Source organism: Citrobacter freundii complex sp. 2024EL-00216, assembly GCF_043945515.1.
Classification (GTDB): domain Bacteria; phylum Pseudomonadota; class Gammaproteobacteria; order Enterobacterales; family Enterobacteriaceae; genus Citrobacter; species Citrobacter portucalensis.
Map to the genome: position 1 here is coordinate 25,525 of NZ_JBIMRA010000009.1, position 20,097 is coordinate 45,621.

A 20,097-nucleotide genomic window follows, 5' to 3' on the forward strand; every position below is an offset into this window, starting at 1 on the left:
CATGTCCACACAGAATATTGTTAACATTAACGAATCGAACCTACAGCAGACCCTCGAACAGTCGATGACCACACCGGTCCTGTTCTATTTTTGGTCTGAGCGCAGCCAGCATTGTCTGCAATTAACGCCGGTACTGGAGAGCCTTGCCGCCCAGTATAACGGTCAGTTTATTCTCGCTAAGCTGGACTGCGACGCCGAGCAGATGATCGCCTCCCAGTTTGGTCTGCGCGCGATCCCTACGGTTTATCTGTTCCAGAACGGCCAGCCGGTAGATGGATTCCAGGGCCCGCAACCGGAAGAGGTTATTCGCGCGCTGCTGGAGAAAGTGCTGCCGAGCGAAGAAGAGCTGAAAGCACGCCAGGCTATCGAATTCATCGAAGCTGGTAATCACGCGGATGCGCTGCCGCTGCTGAAAGAAGCCTGGCAGATCTCCAACCAGAGCAGCGAAATCGGTCTGCTGCTGGCGGAAACGCAAATCGCCCTGAACCGTTCTGATGAAGCCGAAGCGGTACTGAAAACCATTCCGTTGCAGGATCAGGACACCCGCTATCAAGGGCTGATCGCACAGATCGAACTGCTGAAGCAGGCCGCTGATACGCCGGAAATCCAACAGTTGCAACAGCAGGTCGCCAGCAATCCACAGGATGCGGCGCTGGCAACGCAGTTGGCTATTCAATTGCACCAGGTCGGGCGCAACGAGGAATCGCTGGAATTACTGTTCAGCCACCTGAAGAAAGATCTTACGGCTGCCGATGGTCAGGCACGTAAGACCTTCCAGGAGATCCTTGCCGCACTGGGTACCGGTGATGCGCTGGCCTCGAAGTATCGCCGCCAGCTGTACGCGCTGTTGTACTAATTGGTTCATCATGCCCGATGGCGCTACGCTTATCGGGCCTACAAACACAACCAACACCTCATTCCCGTCGGCCGGATATGGCGGTAGCCGCCATACGGCATCACATCACGGTTTCTTTAATGGCGTCACCACCAGTTGGTGGCGCGAATTATAGAATTTTCGATAGGTTAAGTAGCAGGCGATAATGGTCGACAGGCTGGCGGTTGATAGCAGCATAAACGTCACCATAATCTGATACTTAATCGCTTTTACCGGGTCAATACCTGCAAAGATCAATCCTGACATCATTCCCGGTAAACTCACCAGCCCCACGGTCTTCGCTGAATCAATCGTCGGGATCAGCGAGGCGCGAATGCTGTCGCGAATAAGCGGCGCGGAGGCCACTTTCGGCGTCGCGCCGAGGCTGAGTTTTTCCTGAATTTGCTGCTGCTCGCTGTTAAACCTCTGCCCCAAATTGTTGTAACACAGCCCCACCGCCACCATCGCATTGCCTGCAATCATGCCGGAGATCGGGATGACCTGCATCGGCGTGAACTCGATAGAGCCTGAAAGAACCAGCACCGAAAGCGTTAGCCCCGCTCCCACCGTAATAGCAATAAACGACGAGAGAAAAGCTTTATCAATATATTTACTGCGTTTTTGCGCGTTATAGGCCGCGTTAAAGCAGATAAACAGCACCATCAATAAGGTCAGAATGCTATGGTTGACGCCGAAAATATATTTCAGCACGTAGCCCACGATAATAAGCTGAACCACTGCCCGGCAAACGCTCCAGAGAATATCTTTTTCCAGCGCCAGCTTTTCTTTGTTGCTGATCAGTATCGCGACCACCACCAGCATCATCGCTAACGCCAAGGATTCATTGGTAATATTATGCTCGTTCATTACTTACTTCCTGCATTTCACCGGCGTGCGGTTGAAGGGTTATGACGTTATCCGCATGATCAATTTCATCTTTGTCATGCGTCACCCACAGCACAGCAATATTCTTATCGCGAACATAGTGGTGAATTAATTCGTTCACATTACGCTTGTTGGATTCATCCAGCGCGCTGGTGATTTCATCAAGCAGCAGAATTTTCGGCAGAAACTGCAAATTACGAATTAACGAGACGCGCTGCTTTTCGCCGCCGGATAGCTCATTGATATTTTTTTTGAGGATCGTCTCGGGTAACTCAAAGCGGGCCAGATCGGCCAGAAACACATCCGGATCCGGACGTTTGTCGCGAATTTGCCAGGGGAAAATGAGATTGTCGTAAACGGTGTCACCAAACAAAGCGGGCGTTTGCGCGCAATAAGAGACCTGCTGGCGATACGTTTCCGGCTTGAGGGTATTTATCTCTTTGCCCTCAAAGAGAATCTCACCACCAGTCTGACTTATTAACGACGCCACAATCTTGAGTAACGTGCTTTTACCGCAGCCGGACTGGCCGGTAATCAGCTTAAATTCTCCGGCGCGGAGATCAAAACAGATGTTATTAAGAACCTGCGTCGCCCCTGCCTGCCATGCGACATTTTTTAACTGAAGCAGAATGCTGCTTTCTTCCATTACTAATCCCTTTTTACATCTTTCGTGCAGATAGTCTATCCCTGTAATTTATTATAGGGGAGCCCACCTTGATAAATCGGGTATAATTTGACTAATGAGGCAGTAAAGGACAGCACAACAGGAGGTTTCATCAATGCTCATTTTTATTCCTATTCTTATTTTTGTCGCGCTGGTGATCGTCGGCGCAGGCGTCAAAATCGTCCCGCAGGGATATCAGTGGACGGTAGAGCGTTTTGGCCGTTACACCAAAACCCTGCAACCGGGTTTAAGCCTTGTTGTACCGTTCATGGACCGCATTGGTCGTAAGATCAATATGATGGAACAGGTGCTTGATATCCCCTCTCAGGAAGTCATCTCCAAAGATAACGCCAACGTCTCGATTGATGCTGTGTGCTTTATTCAGGTGATCGACGCGCCGAAAGCCGCGTATGAAGTCAGCAACCTGGAACTGGCGATCATCAACCTGACCATGACCAACATTCGTACTGTTCTCGGCTCGATGGAGCTCGATGAAATGCTCTCCCAGCGCGACAACATCAACACGCGCCTGCTGCATATCGTTGATGAGGCAACCAATCCCTGGGGCATCAAAATCACCCGTATTGAGATCCGCGACGTGCGTCCTCCGGCAGAACTTATCGACGCCATGAACGCGCAAATGAAAGCCGAACGTACCAAGCGCGCCTACATTCTTGAAGCCGAAGGGATCCGTCAGGCAGAAATCGTCAAGGCCGAAGGTGAGAAGCAGTCGAAAATCCTCATCGCGGAAGGTGAACGTCAGTCCGCATTTTTACAGGCTGAAGCGCGTGAACGTTCCGCAGAAGCAGAAGCCCGCGCAACACAGATGGTGTCTGAAGCCATTGCCGCCGGGGATATTCAGGCCGTGAACTACTTCGTGGCGCAGAAATACACCGAAGCGCTGCAGCATATCGGCTCGTCGAATAACAGCAAAGTGGTGATGATGCCGCTGGATGCCAGCAGCCTGATGGGTTCCATTGCCGGGATCGCCGAACTGGTTAAGGACAGCGCCAGCGAGCGGAAAAAATCATGATAGCGATGATTCTGGTGCACCCGCATATCTTCTGGCTCAGCCTCGGTGGTCTGTTACTGGCCGCCGAGATGCTGGGCGGCAACGGCTATCTGCTGTGGAGTGGCGTGGCAGCGGTGATTACCGGTCTGGTCATCTGGCTCGTTCCACTAGACTGGGCGTGGCAGGGGGCGATGTTCGCCGCCCTCACCCTGCTGGCGGCCTGGCTGTGGTGGAAGTGGCTGGCAAGACGCGTTCAGGAGCAGCAGCCAGCCGACAGCCATCTTAACCAACGTGGACAACAGTTAGTTGGCCGTCGATTTACTCTGGAAACTAACCTGGTCAATGGCCGGGGACATATGCGCGTCGGCGACAGCTCCTGGCCCGTTAGCGCCCGCGATGATTTGAGCGCCGGAACGCAGGTTGAAGTCATTGCCGTTGAGGGAATCACCCTGATTATAAAAGCGGTATCACACTAAAGAGACAGGAAATAAGATTATGGTCAGGAAGACATCCCTTGCCTTTGCCCTTTGCACATTGCTGACCGCCGCCCCGCAGGCATTCGCTTCGTTCGATATGGAAGACTGCAAATGGAGCGACGACAGCTGCCTGCTGAAGGGAACGCCGACCTTTAACCCTGAAAACGACAGCCGCGACAATCTGCTGCGGCTGCTGAGCCAGGAAAAATCATTTGCTCTGCCGGTGCAATCAATGCCCGCAGACATCACCCGCTCCCGTGATTTCTATTTTGCCTATCACCCGCAATGGGATGAGGCTGCCCCGCAAACAGCGGCAGCTCAGGCATCCGCCGCGGACAGTCCTCTCTCCCGACAGATGGCCGAGCTGAACATTAGCGCCGACGAAATAAACATCAATGACGCTGAGCTAGAGAACCGTCATGTTTCGAATAACGCCGAGAGCGTTAGCGCCTTTTTTGCCGCGCTGTTGGCCGATTCCACATTAACAGCGGAACAGCGTCAGGCTTTAGCCCAGGCACGTACAGGACTGCTTTCCGGAGCAACCCGCGAGCAAATTGAGTCTTCTCTTGCCACCTTCCCGGCAGATTCTCAAGCTCTGCCCTATAAAAGCTATCTGGCAGCAGCCGCCAGTTTCTATGTCGGTGATTATGCCAGTGCCGAACGGGATTTCACTCAACTTGCCAAAAGCGATCGTCCGTGGCTGGCAGAGACCGCGCAATACATGCTGATGCGCACGGCGTTGAACAAGAGCAGTCAGAACAGCGTGGGCGAGTACGGCGATTTTGATATTGCGAAAATTAATCGCGAGGATGCCACTCAGGCTCAAGAGTTGGCGCAGGCCTATCTGCAGCGTTTTCCCCAAGGACTCTACGCTGACTCTTCACGAGGCATGTTTCGTCGCATCAACTGGTATTTACAGTCATGGCCGCAGCTGGCCGGGTTGTATGAACAGACTTTGCAGCAGTCGGCAGACGCACGGCAACTGCGCGAAAATGTCATCGAATACGATAATGTCTATGGCATGGCGTTCTACGACCAGTCCGTCGTTGAGGCCTTCCCCGACGCGCCGCGAGTCAGCTATATCGAACTACTACGCGCGCTGCGCCTGGAAAACAATAACAAACCGACGCTGACGCAGGCACAGCTCGACGCCAGCAAACCGGTGTTTGAACAGAGCCAAAAACTGCCGCTATGGCGCGATCTGCAACTGAATCTGTGGCTGGCAACGGGCAACTACGCGGCAATTATTCAGGCAGTTACGCCAGCGCAGAAACTTGCCGCTCACGATACCCTCGCCTTCAGCGAACAGGTGCTGTACGGCGAAGCGTTGATGGGCCAAAAGAAATGGGCCGAGGCGCGCAATTTCTGGCAGCAGTTGTTAAAACTCAGCCTAGATAACGAACAGCAGCAATATGTACAGGCTAAGCTTGCCGCCACGCTGGTGTATAGCGGCGACGTGGCAGCGGTTTTCGCACCGAATAGCGCGGTGACCAACCTGCGCTTTCGTTCGCAGGTACTGAAAACGCAGGCCACACCAGAACTGCTGCGCCAGCAGGCCGTTCATGGCCGGAATAACGAAGAGCGTACCATTGCGTTGCATACGCTGCTGGTGCGGGATCTTACAGATAATCGTTTTGGCGACTGGCTTACTGACAGAAAACTGGCCAGCGCGATTACATCACCGGTCATTGGCGAAGCGTTTGATGACGTTAACCTGAGCATATTCGACTGGAATGGCGACACGGCGCAGGCGGGTTATACGTGCCGCAGCCTCAATGAAACGGTAACGGTATTGAGAAAAAAAGCGGATGATGCTCACGCGCTGAACTGCCTTGGCGAATTCTTCCGCACCACGCAAACACATGTTGATCTGTGGAAAAACAGCGCTGGCAACGATGTGCTTGAATCAGCTATCTCGCGCAAGAAACCGTTCGGCCAGTTCGACAGACAGAGCTACTACCAGCAGGTAATCACCTCACCCACCGCGGAAGTCGAAGATAAGAGCTTCGCGCTGTATCGCGCCATCATGTGCTATGCGCCATCAGGCGCTAACGAATGTGGCGGAGAAGACGTGGACAAATTGCAGCGTAAGGGCTAGTTCACCCAACTGAAAACGCAGTATCCGGGAAGCCCGTGGGCGCAAAAACTCAAATATTACTGGTAACCGCACTGCTTCTCGGCCAGGCACAGGCGGCGGATATCGTCGCCGCCCGTGAACATTCAGCCTTCTGGCTGTGGTCTGGGGTGAAGGCCAGTGACGAGCTGAAAGACGCGCAAACGGTTTATCTGCACCAGGGCGAGGTACTGGTTCGTTCCGGTAACGTGGTGTTCCAGCGCCTCGGACTGCCGGTCAGTCGTCTGTCTTTTCCCTCAATCTGGCTGACCATACGCTTTACCACCCTCGACGTACCGGAAGAGATCCCGGCGCGTATCATACGGTTGATGCAGCGCTGGCAGATCGCCAGGAATCACGTCGTCGGCCTGCAGGTTGATTTTGACGCAGCGACCCATCAACTGACCGACTACGCCCGCTTTCTGCAGCAACTGCGCCAACAGCTCCCGGCCGAGTTTGCGCTAGGGGTAACCGGACTACTGGATTGGGCAAAAACGGGCGACGTCGCTACGCTGAACGCGTTGGCGGTCGATGAACTGGTGGTGCAAAGCTATCAGGGGCGTCGCACGGTGACGAATTATCAGGCGTATCTACCCGCGCTGAGCCGCCTGCGCATTCCATTTAAGCTGGGACTGGTGCAAAACGGTAGCCGAGATCCACTGGCTGAAGCGCAGCTTGAGAAATCTCCGTGGTACCGCGGTACGGTGGTGTTTATGCTTAATCCTTCTCGCCGTTAAGCCTTCGCTTTGTGATGGCAGCAGCCGGAGAGATTATCCATAATCGGACATTCAGCGCTGTCATCACCCGGGCAACTGTCCGCCAGCGCCAGTAAATGCAAGCGCATGGCCTGCAGCTCACTGATATGCCGCTCAATATCCGCCACCTTTTCCAGGGTGCGCTTTTTCACATCCGCGCTGTGACGCGCCGGATCGTTAAACAGGTTTACCAGCTCGCCGCACTCTTCCAGATTAAATCCAACCTGCCGCGCCTGACGCAGCAACGTCAGTTCATTCAGATGCTGTTGGTTGTAAGTGCGATAGCCATTGTCACTACGCAGCGGCGGCGTCACCAGTCCTTTCTCTTCATAAAAGCGAATGGCTTTGCTGGTTAAACCGGTTTTTTTCGCAACATCGCTAATATTCACATTTCCCCCGCGGTGCTTGTTGGTGCTGAGCCACATTATAGCCCAGATTGCCGTAATCATTTACCCGAGAACTCTGCACATTATAAGCCAACAAAGAGATGAATAAATCCTTTCTATTCACATTGTTATACCCGATACAGATCACATTTCAGTATTTATTGACCGTACAAAATTGACTCAAATCAAAAGATATATTGGTTATGCATCTTTCATGTTGAACAAAGGGAAACATTTTATATACAAATGCGAATGATAATGATGATCATTTACATTTAATAAAGGTTCTCTTATGTTGCCACGGATTAACCAAAGGCCATTTATTCTTTCAGCCCTGACATTATGCATGTCCGGCGCTGCTTCTGCAGCTACCTCTACAACACACGCTTCAGCGCCCGACGATGATACGGTGATCGTCACGGCTAACCGCTCTGAAAGTAGTCTCTGGGATAGCCCGGCAACTATTCAGGTTATCGATCGCCAGACGCTGCAAAACTCCACCAGCGTTTCTATTGCTGATGATTTACAAGATATTCCCGGCGTCGAAGTCACCGATAACGCCCTCGCTGGCCGGAAACAAATTCGTATCCGTGGCGAAGCCTCTTCGCGGGTGCTGATTTTGATCGACGGCCAGGTCGTCAGCTACCAGCGCGCCGGGCAAAACTACGGGGCCGGTTTGCTGATTGACGAATCCGCGCTGGAACGAATTGAAGTAGTAAAAGGCCCCTACTCTGTCCTTTACGGTTCGCAGGCGATTGGCGGTGTCGTAAACTTTATTACGAAAAAAGGCGGCGATAAGCCTCTCGGCGGCAGCGTTAAGGCCGTTTATAACTCCGCAACGGCAGGATGGGAAGAATCAGCAGCAGCCTGGGGCAGCATCGGAAACTTTGACTACCGCATCAATGGCAGCTACTCCGACCAGGGGGACCGCGATACGCCTGACGGGAGATTGCCCGACACCAATTTCCGTAATAACGGCCAGGGCGTGTGGCTTGGCTACAATTTCGATCGCCATAAAATCGGACTCTCCCTCGATCGTTACAAACTGTCTACTCAAACCTGGTTTGACGATCCAGAGGGCCAGTTCGACGACTTTAGCGTCAAAATACCTAAGCTGGAACGCGAGAAAATCGGTCTTTTCTACGACTACGCGGCTGGCGGGGATTACCTGAAGAAAATCCATGTTGACGCATACACCCAGACAATAGAGCGCAAATTTGAAAACCGGGTCAAAACGACTCAGGTAATCCCCAGCCCGGCGATTAAAGCGCTGACGATAAACAATCAAACCAATACCAACGACAAACAGTATACCCAGGGGGTAACGCTGCAGGGCAATTTCTCCCTTCCCGCGAACAACGAGCTGGTGATTGGCACTCAATATCAGCATGACAAAATCAAACAGGACACGGACGGCAGTACGCGCCAGACCGCAGCTACCGGCTTCTTCGATACGCAAACCCGCACCCTGTCATACAACGAAGCGGAGCAAAGCAACACCTCATTGTTCGCGCAAAACGACTGGCGCTTTGCCGATGACTGGACCTGGACCGTAGGCGCACGCCAGTACTGGCTGTCTTCGAAGCTCAATCGCAACGATACGCAAACCCTGCAAAGCAGCGGCAGCACCTGGCATTCCACCGGGGGAAATTCAGTACACGATGATGAACTGGTGACCTCAACCAGCCTACGCTATTCCGGTTTTAAAGATCTTGAACTCCGGGCAGCATATGCCCAGGGCTATGTTTTCCCCACGCTGACTCAGCTGTTTATGCAGACGTCCGCAGGCGGAAGCGTGACCTACGGCAACCCAAACCTGAAGGCGGAACACTCGAATAACTATGAGCTGGGCGCACGGTATAAAGGGAATATGTGGCTGATTGACGGCGCCATTTATTACTCCGAAGCCAAAGACTATATCGCCAGCCTGGCCTGTTCAGGCCAACCCGTTTGCAGCGGTAATACCACCTCTTCACGGGGCGGCTATTACTACTACGAAAACATCGATCGGGCCAAAACCTGGGGCATGGAACTCACCGCAGAATACAACGGCTGGGCGGTTTCACCTTACCTGAGCGGTAATCTCATTCGCCGTCAGTACGAAGGCAATACCCTAAAAACCTGGGATACCGGCGAACCCACGCTGACCGGGCGTGTCGGCCTGAAATATACCTGGTTGATGAATGTCGCTAACGTGACGTCCGATGCCTTTATCCGCGCGGCGTCCAGCGCTAAAGATAATACCGGCACCACGGAAATCAACTACCCAGGCTGGGCCACACTTAACCTCGCATTCAACACCGAGTTCGGTCCGCAGGACCAGTATCAGGTCAACCTCGCGCTCAACAACCTGACCGATAAGCGTTACAGAACCGCACATGAATCTATTCCAGATGCTGGTTTCAATGCCGCCGTTGGCTTTGCGTGGAATTTCTGACGATGAAAAAGCTCATGATTGGCTTACTGAGCCTCGCCTGCGTTTTCAGTGCCCAGTCCGCCGACCGCCTGGTGGTGGCGGGCGGCTCGCTTAGTGAACTGGTATACGCCATGGGCGTCGGCAACCGGGTGGTTGGCGTTGATGAAACCACCTCGTATCCGCCCGAAACTGCCGCACTCCCGCATATCGGCTACTGGAAGCAGTTAAGCAGCGAGGGCATTTTGTCGCTCCATCCAGACAGCTTTATCACCTGGCAGGATGCAGGTCCCCAAATCGTGTTGGATCAGTTGCGGGCGCAAAAGGTTAACGTCGTGACGTTGCCGCGCGTACCGGCCACCGTCGAACAGATGTACGCCAACATTCGAGAACTGGCTACAACACTGCACATTCCTGACCAAGGTGAGGCGCTAGTCAATCGCCTGCAGCAACGTCTGGAGCGTATTAAGCACAGCGTGGCGGCGAAAAACGCGCCGGTCAAAGCCATGTTCATTCTCTCTGCTGGCGGCAGCGCACCTCAGATCGCCGGAAAAGGCAGCGTTGCCGATGCCATTATGACCCTCGCAGGCGCACAAAATGTCGCCACCCATGCGCAGTATAAAAGCTACAGCGCGGAGTCACTGATCGCCGCCAACCCGGAGGTGATCGTGGTGACGTCGCAAATGGTCGATGGCGGTCTGGCTCGCCTGAGCGCGATTGCCGGTATTACCCACACTGCGGCCTGGAAAAACCAGCGCATTGTGGCGGTAGACCAGGCGCTGATTCTGGGAATGGGACCACGCGTCGCCGATGCGGTTGAAGCCCTGCACCAGCAATTCTGGCCTCACTAACTGGATTTATTAAGAAGAATGAAAACTGAACATTCGCTGGATCTCACCGCGCATTTTGCGCTCGAGGGAAGTCAGCCATTTAAGGATCGCCGCGCCACGATGCCCTGGCGTGGGGCGATCCCGGTTGCCAAAGAGCTATTGTCACAGACCTGGCAGGAGGTCATCAACCAGCCAACCCCACCGCGTAAACGGCTGGTGTACTTGCATATTCCTTTTTGTGCAACACATTGTACTTTCTGCGGTTTTTATCAAAACCGATTTGAAGAAGACAACTGCGCCCTCTACACCAACGCGCTGTTGCGCGAAATAGAGATGGAAGCTGATAGCGCATTACATCAGTCGGCCCCCATTCACGCCGTCTATTTTGGCGGCGGTACGCCTTCTGCGCTGTCTGCACAGGACCTGGCCAGAATCATTACCGCGCTGCGTGACAAGCTACCGTTGGCGCCGGACTGCGAAATCACCATTGAGGGACGGGTGCTCAATTTTGACGATGCGCGAATTGATGCCAGCCTTGACGCTGGCGCCAATAGATTTTCAATCGGTATTCAGTCTTTTAACAGCCGAATCCGCAAGAAAATGGCGCGTACTTCGGACGGCCCGACCGCGACGGCCTTTATGCAGGGACTTGTAAAACGAGATCGTGCCGCCGTGGTGTGCGATCTGCTGTTTGGTCTGCCAGGACAAGACGCAAAACTGTGGGGCGAGGATCTGGCGATTGCCCGCGACATCGGCCTCGATGGCGTAGATCTTTATGCGCTGAATCTGATCCCTAATACACCGCTTGGCAAAGCGGTTGAAACCGGGCGCACAACCGTTCCCTCTCCCGCCGAACGCCGCGATCTCTATCTTCAGGGCTGCGATTTCATGGACAGCGCGGGCTGGCGCTGCATCAGCAACAGCCACTGGGCGCGTACCACACGGGAACGCAATCTGTACAACCTGCTGATTAAACAGGGTGCAGACTGTCTGGCATTCGGCTCTGGCGCAGGAGGGTCAGTCAATGGCTATTCCTGGATGGTCGAGCGCAACCTGAATACATGGCATGAATCTATCGCCGCCGGAAAAAAACCGCTAATGATGATGATGCGCACCGCCGAGCGTGGTTTCCAGTGGCGACACACTCTCCAGGCTGGTATTGAGACGGCCCGCGTTCCGCTGGATGAGCTGACGCCTCATGCACAAAAACTGGCCCCGCTACTGACCCAATGGCATCACGCAGGACTGACGCGAGATGCCAGCACCTGTGTACGCCTGACCAATGAAGGGCGTTTTTGGGCGAGCAATATTTTGCAGTCTCTTGATGAACTGATTCAGGAACTTAACGCGCCGCGCATTGCGGTAGAGCAACCATAAAAGGAGTGAATAATGAGCCATGTCTCTTTACAGGATTTTTTGAAAACTGAGCCGGACGGTACGCTGGAAGCTATCGCAGCCCAGTACAACACTACATTGCTGGAGGTGGTGAAAAACCTCCCTTCCCCAACGCTGGTTTCCGGCAGTCAATTTGATACCGTCTGGGAAACCGTCTGCGAATGGGGCAAAGTCACCACCCTGGTCCATACTGCTGATGTCATTCTGGAATTCACCGGTGAATTACCTTCCGGATTCCACCGCCACGGTTACTTCAACCTGCGCGGCAAAAAAGGCATGACCGGTCATATCAAGGCAGAAAACTGCACGCATATTGCCCTGATTGAACGCAAATTTATGGGAATGGACACTGCGTCCATTCTCTTCTTCAACCAGGCGGGTAGCGCTATGTTCAAAATTTTCCTCGGTCGCGATGAGCATCGACAGCTGCTGGCCGAACAGGTCAGCGCCTTTCACACGTTGTCTTCATCTTTAAAGGAACATGCCTGATGGCTCCATGGCTTATTTTTGGTGCAGGTGGAAGCGGCGTCGGCGCGAAAACGCTGGAGCTCGCACTGGCGGAGCGTCGTCCGGTGATTGCTGTCGTTCGCAATCCCCAGGTTGCTGCCGGGCTGCAGGAAAAAGGTGTGCAGGTCTTTATTGGCGACGCCTGCGACAGCCAGGTCACCGCCTGCGCCTGTCGCGCAGCGGGTCAGCATGCCACGGTGATCTCCTCCATGGGCGGTGCCCAGGATTATCTGGCGCACAGAACCGTCATTGATGAAGCAGAAAAAGCTGAGATCAAACGCATGATTATGGTTACCTCTCTGGGCTGTGGCGACAGTTGGCCCTTTTTGTCCCCACGCGCCAGGGCCGCATTTGGCCAGGCCGTACGGGAAAAATCGTTGGCTGAAAGCTGGCTACAAACCAGTCTACTGGACTACGCCATTCTCCGCCCCGGCGGTTTGCTGAATGGTGAAGCCACAGGTCTGGCGCAACGCATACAGGCCGAGGAGTGTCATGGCTTTGTGATGCGCGCGGATGTTGCCAGGCACATTCACGAACTGGCCACGGCGCCGACACTCAATAACCAGATTTACAGTTTAGTTGAGCCGGGACTGAAACCCGCGTAAACCCCTCGCGGCGCGGAAACTTCGCGCCGCAAAGACGTTATGGAGCGTTGCGTGCTTAAGGACTCGCTTTCTTCCGTCAGCATTCTGACGGGCCTTTCTCTCTTGCTGGTCGCTCTGATGCTGTTCGGTGCCAGCCAGGGGGCGTTGAACATTAGCTTCAGCGCCCTGTTCAACGACGAATACCGAGATATCTGGTTGAACATCCGCCTGCCCCGCGTACTGCTGGCCGTTTTGGTCGGTGCTGCGCTGGCTACGGCAGGGGTCATTATGCAGGGACTTTTTCGCAATCCAATGGCCGATCCCGGCCTGCTTGGCGTCAGCAGCGGCTCCGCGCTGATGGTCGGCATCGCGATAGTTATCCCATTTTCATTCCCCGTAGTGCTGGTGTTGTATAAGCAGATGATTTTTGCCGTCGCGGGCAGCATGGTGGTCTGCACGATTATTTTCCTGATAAGTCAGCGTCATAACCACGGCGGAATGATGCAACTACTGTTAGCAGGTATCGCTATCAATGCTCTGTGCGGTTCGGCTATTGGTGTGCTGAGCTATGTGGGCGACGAACAGCAGCTACGTCAACTTACGCTGTGGATGATGGGGAATCTCGGCCAGGCCCAGTGGCCAACGCTGCTGGTTGCCAGCACGTTTGTTCTTCCAGCCATTGCAGTCACCGTCTGTATGGCGGGAACGCTTAATTTGCTGCAGTTGGGTGATGAAGAGGCGCATTACCTCGGCGTAAACGTCAAACGTAAGCGCCAGCAGTTACTGTTGCTCAGCTCGCTCCTGGTTGGCGCTGCCGTTTCCGTCAGCGGCGTGATTGGCTTTATTGGCCTGGTGATCCCGCATCTGATCAGAATGACTACCGGCGCCGATCATCGCTGGTTGATTCCTTGCTCTACGTTGGCCGGTGCCTGTTTACTTCTGATTGCCGACACGCTGGCCCGCACACTTGTTCAGCCTGCCGAAATGCCCGTTGGTCTGTTAACCAGCCTGATCGGTGGACCGTATTTCCTGTGGTTAATACTGCGTAGCCGGAGGATGTCATGATCGTCGCTGAAAATCTGGTCTACCACATTCAGGGCAGACGACTGACCGATGACGTTTCCGTGACGCTACCTGATGGAGAAATCATCGCGATTCTTGGCCCGAATGGGGCCGGAAAATCGACGCTGCTTCGCCAGCTTACGGGCTATCTGCAGCCCCACAGCGGGCGTTGTAGCTTGTTTGGCAAGCCGCTGAACGAGTGGTCAATCACCGAGCTGGCAAAAACCCGTGCCGTGATGCGCCAGAACAGTCATATGGCCTTCCCGTTTAGCGTGCAGGAGGTCATCCGCATGGGCAGGCATCCGTATCGTACGCGCAACACGGGCGATGAAACGGAGCACATCATGACGTTGTGTGACTGCCAGGCGCTGGCCGCGCGCGATTACCGGCATCTGTCGGGAGGAGAACAACAGCGGGTACAGCTGGCGCGTCTGCTGGTTCAACTTTGGGAGCCCGAACCCAGGCCAAAATGGTTGTTTCTCGATGAACCCACCTCCGCCCTGGATATTCACCACCAACAGCATCTTTTTCGTCTGCTGCGTCGTCTGGTAGGTGAACGACAGTTCAGCGTCTGCTGCGTCCTGCACGATCTCAACCTTGCGGCGCGCTATGCTGACCGCGTTGTATTGATGGAACGCGGCAGGATAGTTGATAACGGTCGTCCGCAGGATGTTCTGCAGCAATCGTCACTAAATGCACTGTACGGCGCCGATCTCACGGTGATGAATGAACCGCAGCATCGAACGCCGCTTATCGTTCTCAATCAATAACAGACCGGGAACGTGCTGACCTGACGTTCCCGTTTTTCTTCCTTTACGCCCTTTTTGCACCTTTTCTAAAAACTCCCTTGACCTTCCCCTAGATGGAAGGTTTAACCTTTATCACAGTCAGTTAATCCTGCAATAAAGGAGTTGGTTATGTCTCAAACAATCGATCTAACCCTGGACGGCTTGTCCTGTGGTCACTGCGTAAAACGCGTTAAAGAAAGTCTGGAGCAACGCCCGGACGTTGAGCAAGCGGATGTCACTGTGACTGAAGCGCACATCACCGGGAGCGCCAGTGCTGAAGCGCTGATTGAAACCATCAAACAAGCCGGTTACGGCGCGGAGTTAAGCCACCCAAAGGCTAAACCGCTGACGGAGTCATCAATCCCGTCGGAAGCACTGGCAGCGGTCCCTTCCGAGCTTCCGGCAGCTACGGCTGATGATGACAGCCAACAGTTGCTGTTAAACGGCATGAGCTGCGCCAGCTGTGTTATCCGCGTACAAGATGCTCTGCAAAGCGTACCGGGTGTCACGCAGGCACGGGTAAACCTGGCGGAACGTACTGCGCTGGTAATGGGCAGTGCGTCCGCCGACCAGTTAGTGAAAGCGGTGGAAAAAGCGGGCTACGGCGCAGAAGCCATTGAAGATGATGTTAAGCGCCGCGAGCGTCAGCAAGAAACCGCCATAGCAACCATGAAACGTTTTCGCTGGCAGGCGGCCGTCGCGCTGCTGCTGGGTATCCCAGTCATGGTATGGGGAATGATTGGCGAAAACATGATGGTCACTGCCGACAACCGTAGCCTGTGGCTGACGATTGGTCTGGCAACGCTTGCCGTGATGGTTTTCGCTGGCGGTCATTTTTACCGCAACGCGTGGAAAAGCCTGATGAACGGCACCGCGACCATGGATACGCTGGTGGCGCTGGGTACGGGGGTGGCATGGCTTTATTCCATGAGCGTCAACCTCTGGCCGCAATGGTTCCCGATGGAAGCGCGACACCTCTATTATGAAGCCAGTGCGATGATTATCGGTCTGATTAACCTCGGGCACATGCTGGAAGCGCGGGCTCGCCAGCGTTCGTCCAAAGCACTGGAAAAATTACTCGATCTGACGCCGCCGACCGCGCGTGTTGTTACCGACGAAGGTGAAAAGAACGTGCCGCTGGCAGACGTTCAGGCGGGAATGTTGCTGCGCCTGACCACCGGTGACCGCGTTCCGGTAGATGGCGAAATCACTCAGGGAGAAGCCTGGCTGGATGAAGCCATGCTGACCGGAGAGCCTATTCCGCAACAAAAAGGCGAAGGCGATAGCGTCCACGCCGGTACGGTCGTACAGGACGGCAGCGTGCTATTCCGCGCCAGTGCCGTTGGCAGCCACACCACGCTGTCACGCATTATTCGTATGGTGCGCCAGGCGCAAAGCAGTAAACCGGAGATTGGCAAACTAGCCGACCGTATCTCCTCAGTGTTCGTTCCGGTCGTCGTCGTCATTGCGCTGGTGAGTGCGGCAATCTGGTATTTCTTCGGGCCGGCACCACAAATTGTTTATACGCTGGTGATTGCCACTACCGTACTGATTATTGCCTGCCCTTGTGCGCTGGGCCTGGCTACACCAATGTCGATTATTTCCGGTGTGGGTCGTGCCGCTGAGTTTGGGGTTCTGGTACGTGATGCCGATGCGCTGCAGCGCGCCAGTACGCTTGATACCGTCGTATTTGATAAAACCGGGACATTGACTGAAGGTAAACCGCAGGTTGTCGCCATCAAAACGTTTGGCAACACCGATGAAGCACTGGCAATTCGTCTGGCAGCAGCCCTTGAACAGGGGTCCAGCCACCCGCTGGCCAGAGCGATACTGGACAAAGCCGGTGATGTTACGCTGCCACAGGTCAATGGTTTCCGTACGCTGCGCGGTTTAGGCGTAAGCGGTGAAACGGAAGGTCATACGCTGCTGCTGGGCAACCAGGCGCTGCTCAATGAGCAACAGGTAGATACCACTGAAATGGAAGCTGAAATCACCGCTCAGGCATCCCAGGGGTCAACCCCGGTCCTGTTGGCGATTGATGGTAAAGCGGCTGCTCTGTTAGCGGTGCGTGATCCGCTGCGTAGCGACAGCGTGGCAGCACTTCAGCGCCTGCACCGCAACGGATATCGTCTGGTGATGCTTACCGGTGACAACCCGACCACGGCTAACGCTATTGCCAAAGAAGCCGGTATTGATGAGGTGATTGCCGGTGTTCTGCCGGACGGTAAAGCCGAGGCGATTAAACGTCTGCAAAGCCAGGGGCGTCAGGTTGCCATGGTGGGTGACGGTATCAACGATGCACCTGCGCTGGCTCAGGCCGATGTAGGAATTGCCATGGGTGGCGGCAGCGATGTAGCGATTGAAACCGCCGCGATTACGCTGATGCGCCATAGCCTGATGGGCGTTGCGGATGCACTGTCTATCTCCCGGGCAACGTTGCGTAATATGAAGCAGAACCTGGTCGGCGCGTTTATTTATAACAGCATCGGTATTCCCGTTGCCGCGGGGATCCTGTGGCCGTTCACCGGAACACTGCTGAATCCGGTCGTTGCAGGAGCGGCGATGGCACTCTCCTCCATTACTGTGGTGAGCAACGCTAACCGACTGCTGCGCTTCAAACCGAAAGAGTAACCCCCTGCCGCATGGCGCTCACGCTTATCCGGCCTACAAAGTGCAAGTAACATTGTAGGCCGGATCAAACCAACATTGTTCAAAATCATTGACGATAATTTAATCGCAAATATAAATGTAATTGGATTTAACGTTCCCGATAACCAAGAAACGAATATTTAAAAAATGAATGCGCGTAAACCTGGTGAACGTTATCTGTCATTCCCTGAAATAAGAGACACAGACTTAATCTTTAAAAACCTCTATTTGAATTAGAACAAGATTTAAAATATTTATTAATTCCGGGCATCACATTTACATCCTGAATATTCAATGTAAAAGTTCAAGATTTTTTTGAAATTTGCATGTAACATCACAACAAAATCAATAAAAATAGACTGATATCAACCTTTGATAGTTTATGGAAGAATTTAATTATGAGATTTTTTAATAATCGTTCTGAAGGTTTTTTATTATCACCGGGAGATAGAACGAGTTGTGGCGGATTTATATTAAAGAGTAAGGAATGCCATACCGTTGATGGAATGGAAATAGTGTATGAAATGGACGAGTATGTATGCGGCGTTAATGGTAAAAAATATAACATTAAAGGCGGCGTACCTAAAGGTTCATGGATTGAAAGAGGGAAAAACTCATTTCGCCGAACAAACTTAAGTTCCTGGGATAGTGATATGGACTCGGAAGGTCGAAAAGTAGAGCCACCATCAACATCGATGAAACGGCTTAAAGAAGAAACTACTTTGTATAGAAGGCCCCCTGATTATCTTCGGGGTTCCGAAAACGGATTTGAACATTGCAGATTTCTCGGAAGTGTAGGGGGAACGATAAACCTGAGAAAAAAAATAATCGTTAATGATGAAAGCAAAGATATCTTTTCTCATAGAAAATCTAATTTTTTATTCAGAACAAGGATAAGTAATGAATTATATGATCATTACTTAATAATGGGACGTGATATGTCTCAATACGAAACGGAAATTATCTGTTCACTGGCTGGTTCAGCACATAGCAGAGGTACATGTCCTTGCCACTGTCGATTTGTCCCCCATTTGAATATTACTTACAGATATGATGATTATATTTTAGCAAGTTATAAATCAGCAAACAGGCCTCAAAATCCCACATCTCCGGTTCACGCAACAAGACAAATTTCAGAGTCGAGACTATCAGTTGAACCGGGTTTTTGTGTAGTACCAGAATTGACGACGCCTAAATTATATGAATGTGAGTTAATGGTTAATCCGCCATCAGGAGTAAAAGAGTTATATCATCAGTTGAATTCTGAAAAAAAGAAAAAACCAGGTTCAATCTTAGTTGTTGCTGATCCACTATCCCAGTCGCCTGAAAAAATTGCGCAATTGCAAACGGCAAGGAACAAAATTGATAAAGCACTTGAGCCGCTGACGAATGAGGAAGCCAAGTTATTGTATGAAAACAGAACCCCAATAGATATATTTTCATCTAATATATATAGCGATGCTTTAGGACAAAGTGGAGATATCTTAGGATATATAAAGGATGCTTGAGGGGGTTATTATGGAGAAATTAATAAAACTCTCAATGAGATACAGGAACTTTATAAAAGAACATACAGTAGTAATTCTGGTCGTATTTCCGGGGAGGAGTTTTTTGGTCAACGAGAAAGGTTGTTTAAGAAGTTAGATGGCATTTTGAATAGGTTTTCAAAAGAACAATTAAATTTAAAACAATACAAGGAAATAAAACAAGCACTGGGTTTATCGACAAAATCCATTATACATAAGTGGGATCAAACAGGTGTGAAAGATATTGAAGGTTATGCAAGCTACATAGAAAAATCTGCCAAACTTCTAAAAATAATGAGAACGACAGGTTATGTCGGTATTGGTCTGGATTTTGCGAGTTATACAACTAACGTTTATGAGGCTTGCGCAAAGGGACGAGAAAGCGAGTGCAGAAAAGCGGCAATAACGGAATATAGTAAATTTGGCGCTAAACAGGTAGTGGGTATTGCTGCGGGAGGTGCCGCTGGACCAACAGCAAGGGCAATCTGTATGTGGGTATTGGGGCTTGTCACATCAGAAGTAGGTGCGATCGGTGCGGGACTATGCCTGGTAACAGGAATCGGTACGGGAATTGTAGCTGGAAAAGTAGCTGAGGAAGAAGGTGAAGAATGGGGGGAGTTTTGGGGAGAAACTATTAATAATGCGATAGATAATAATCCAGATAAATTAACCCATTCACCCGACACGTTTAATGAAGAATCAGGGATGCTAATATATGAAAAATTTTTTGATAGAAAACTTCGATAATATAAGGTTTTTATTTATTACGGCTATTTTATTTGGTTTTGTTGTATTAGTATTTGTTTCATATGTAATTAATAAAGATAACTATGAGAAAATCGTGAAATTATATGAGGAAAAATTTGACCGTTTACCTCAGACAGCGCGTCTGGCAAGGGGGGCTAGTTTGATTGGTTCCCCGGCTGCATATCACGCAAAAGTTGGTTTTATAATGGGTAGCCTAATATTTCCATATAATCGTGTTACAAATCATGATATGAGCATAGAAGGATATACATTTATTCGCAATTTACCTGGTTATCTGATTACAGGTTTTAAGGTGGAAGCTGCCATTTGGTTCATATTGACTATACTAATATCTAGTTTGATTTGTATTGAAAATATAGTGTAAGTTGCACAGAGGGGACTTTGTCAGAGTCCCTTCTTTAATTTTATTT

Annotated in this window: 18 protein-coding genes and 1 pseudogene; 16 read left to right on the forward strand and 3 right to left on the reverse strand. The window is 52.0% G+C overall.

Features of this window, described 5'->3' with window-relative positions; translation table 11 throughout:
- Nucleotide 1: 1 nt before the first annotated feature.
- Nucleotides 2-856, forward strand: a complete 855-nt coding sequence (locus ACHHZ7_RS13490) for a co-chaperone YbbN (protein ID WP_048226259.1) — start codon at nt 2-4, stop codon at nt 854-856.
- 105 nt (nt 857-961) lie between these two features.
- Here ACHHZ7_RS13490 and fetB read toward each other — a convergent pair whose 3' ends face one another.
- Nucleotides 962-1,741, reverse strand: a complete 780-nt coding sequence (gene fetB / locus ACHHZ7_RS13495) for an iron efflux ABC transporter permease subunit FetB (RefSeq protein WP_008783989.1) — start codon at nt 1,739-1,741, stop codon at nt 962-964.
- Nucleotides 1,728-2,405 carry an iron efflux ABC transporter ATP-binding subunit FetA gene (gene fetA, locus ACHHZ7_RS13500; protein ID WP_060682634.1) on the reverse strand — a complete coding sequence of 226 codons (678 nt, stop codon included), beginning with the start codon at nt 2,403-2,405 and terminating at the stop codon, nt 1,728-1,730. The genes fetB and fetA overlap by 14 nt, the downstream gene beginning before the upstream one ends.
- Nucleotides 2,406-2,538: 133 nt before the next feature.
- On the opposite strand from fetA, the gene ACHHZ7_RS13505 reads away from it, so the two are divergent.
- The 4 genes and pseudogenes from ACHHZ7_RS13505 (at nt 2,539) to ACHHZ7_RS13520 (ending at nt 6,761) form a co-directional block, all read left to right on the forward strand.
- Nucleotides 2,539-3,456 (forward strand): SPFH domain-containing protein, encoded by a 918-nt coding sequence (locus ACHHZ7_RS13505; RefSeq protein WP_003831073.1) that lies wholly within the window; start codon nt 2,539-2,541, stop codon nt 3,454-3,456.
- Nucleotides 3,453-3,911 (forward strand): NfeD family protein, encoded by a 459-nt coding sequence (locus ACHHZ7_RS13510; protein ID WP_048235951.1) that lies wholly within the window; start codon nt 3,453-3,455, stop codon nt 3,909-3,911. Before ACHHZ7_RS13505 ends, ACHHZ7_RS13510 begins: the two co-directional genes overlap by 4 nt.
- Before the next feature lie 19 nt (nt 3,912-3,930).
- Nucleotides 3,931-6,075, forward strand: a pseudogene (locus ACHHZ7_RS13515) (hypothetical protein).
- A complete protein-coding gene (locus tag ACHHZ7_RS13520; RefSeq protein WP_060682636.1) occupies nt 6,045-6,761 on the forward strand; it encodes a DUF3142 domain-containing protein in 717 nt (238 codons plus the stop codon). The pseudogene ACHHZ7_RS13515 and the gene ACHHZ7_RS13520 overlap by 31 nt, the downstream one beginning before the upstream one ends.
- Here ACHHZ7_RS13520 and cueR read toward each other — a convergent pair.
- Nucleotides 6,758-7,168: a Cu(I)-responsive transcriptional regulator gene (gene cueR, locus ACHHZ7_RS13525; protein ID WP_008783984.1), complete on the reverse strand. Its 411-nt coding sequence runs from the start codon at nt 7,166-7,168 to the stop codon at nt 6,758-6,760. The genes ACHHZ7_RS13520 and cueR overlap by 4 nt on opposite strands.
- Before the next feature lie 289 nt (nt 7,169-7,457).
- Here cueR and ACHHZ7_RS13530 point away from each other — a divergent pair, with 289 nt between their 5' ends.
- The 11 genes from ACHHZ7_RS13530 (at nt 7,458) to ACHHZ7_RS13580 (ending at nt 20,051) form a co-directional block, all read left to right on the forward strand.
- Nucleotides 7,458-9,602 (forward strand): TonB-dependent siderophore receptor, encoded by a 2,145-nt coding sequence (locus tag ACHHZ7_RS13530; RefSeq protein WP_192464018.1) that lies wholly within the window; start codon nt 7,458-7,460, stop codon nt 9,600-9,602.
- A gap of 2 nt (nt 9,603-9,604) precedes the next feature.
- Nucleotides 9,605-10,429, forward strand: a complete 825-nt coding sequence (locus ACHHZ7_RS13535; protein WP_032942568.1) for a hemin ABC transporter substrate-binding protein — start codon at nt 9,605-9,607, stop codon at nt 10,427-10,429.
- An 18-nt stretch (nt 10,430-10,447) separates the two neighbouring features.
- The gene (gene hutW / locus ACHHZ7_RS13540) at nt 10,448-11,785 is read left to right on the forward strand and encodes a heme anaerobic degradation radical SAM methyltransferase ChuW/HutW (protein WP_060682637.1); all 1,338 of its coding nucleotides are present in this window, start codon (nt 10,448-10,450) and stop codon (nt 11,783-11,785) included.
- A 12-nt stretch (nt 11,786-11,797) separates the two neighbouring features.
- Nucleotides 11,798-12,292, forward strand: a complete 495-nt coding sequence (gene hutX / locus ACHHZ7_RS13545) for a heme utilization cystosolic carrier protein HutX (protein WP_032942563.1) — start codon at nt 11,798-11,800, stop codon at nt 12,290-12,292.
- Nucleotides 12,292-12,915, forward strand: a complete 624-nt coding sequence (gene chuY / locus ACHHZ7_RS13550) for an anaerobilin reductase (protein ID WP_060682638.1) — start codon at nt 12,292-12,294, stop codon at nt 12,913-12,915. The genes hutX and chuY overlap by 1 nt, the downstream gene beginning before the upstream one ends.
- A 51-nt stretch (nt 12,916-12,966) precedes the next feature.
- Entirely contained in the window at nt 12,967-13,959 is a 993-nt protein-coding gene (locus tag ACHHZ7_RS13555) for an iron ABC transporter permease (protein WP_060682639.1), read from the forward strand.
- Complete coding sequence (locus ACHHZ7_RS13560; RefSeq protein ID WP_048235959.1) at nt 13,956-14,726, forward strand: heme ABC transporter ATP-binding protein; 771 nt, start codon at nt 13,956-13,958, stop codon at nt 14,724-14,726. Before ACHHZ7_RS13555 ends, ACHHZ7_RS13560 begins: the two co-directional genes overlap by 4 nt.
- Before the next feature lie 147 nt (nt 14,727-14,873).
- Nucleotides 14,874-17,375: a copper-exporting P-type ATPase CopA gene (gene copA, locus ACHHZ7_RS13565; RefSeq protein WP_060682640.1), complete on the forward strand. Its 2,502-nt coding sequence runs from the start codon at nt 14,874-14,876 to the stop codon at nt 17,373-17,375.
- 416 nt (nt 17,376-17,791) lie between these two features.
- Complete coding sequence (locus ACHHZ7_RS13570; protein ID WP_225623067.1) at nt 17,792-18,901, forward strand: hypothetical protein; 1,110 nt, start codon at nt 17,792-17,794, stop codon at nt 18,899-18,901.
- A gap of 120 nt (nt 18,902-19,021) precedes the next feature.
- Nucleotides 19,022-19,666 carry a hypothetical protein gene (locus ACHHZ7_RS13575; protein ID WP_225623066.1) on the forward strand — a complete coding sequence of 215 codons (645 nt, stop codon included), beginning with the start codon at nt 19,022-19,024 and terminating at the stop codon, nt 19,664-19,666.
- A complete protein-coding gene (locus ACHHZ7_RS13580) occupies nt 19,635-20,051 on the forward strand; it encodes a hypothetical protein (RefSeq protein WP_060682641.1) in 417 nt (138 codons plus the stop codon). The genes ACHHZ7_RS13575 and ACHHZ7_RS13580 overlap by 32 nt, the downstream gene beginning before the upstream one ends.
- The last annotated feature ends 46 nt before the right edge of the window (nt 20,052-20,097 follow it).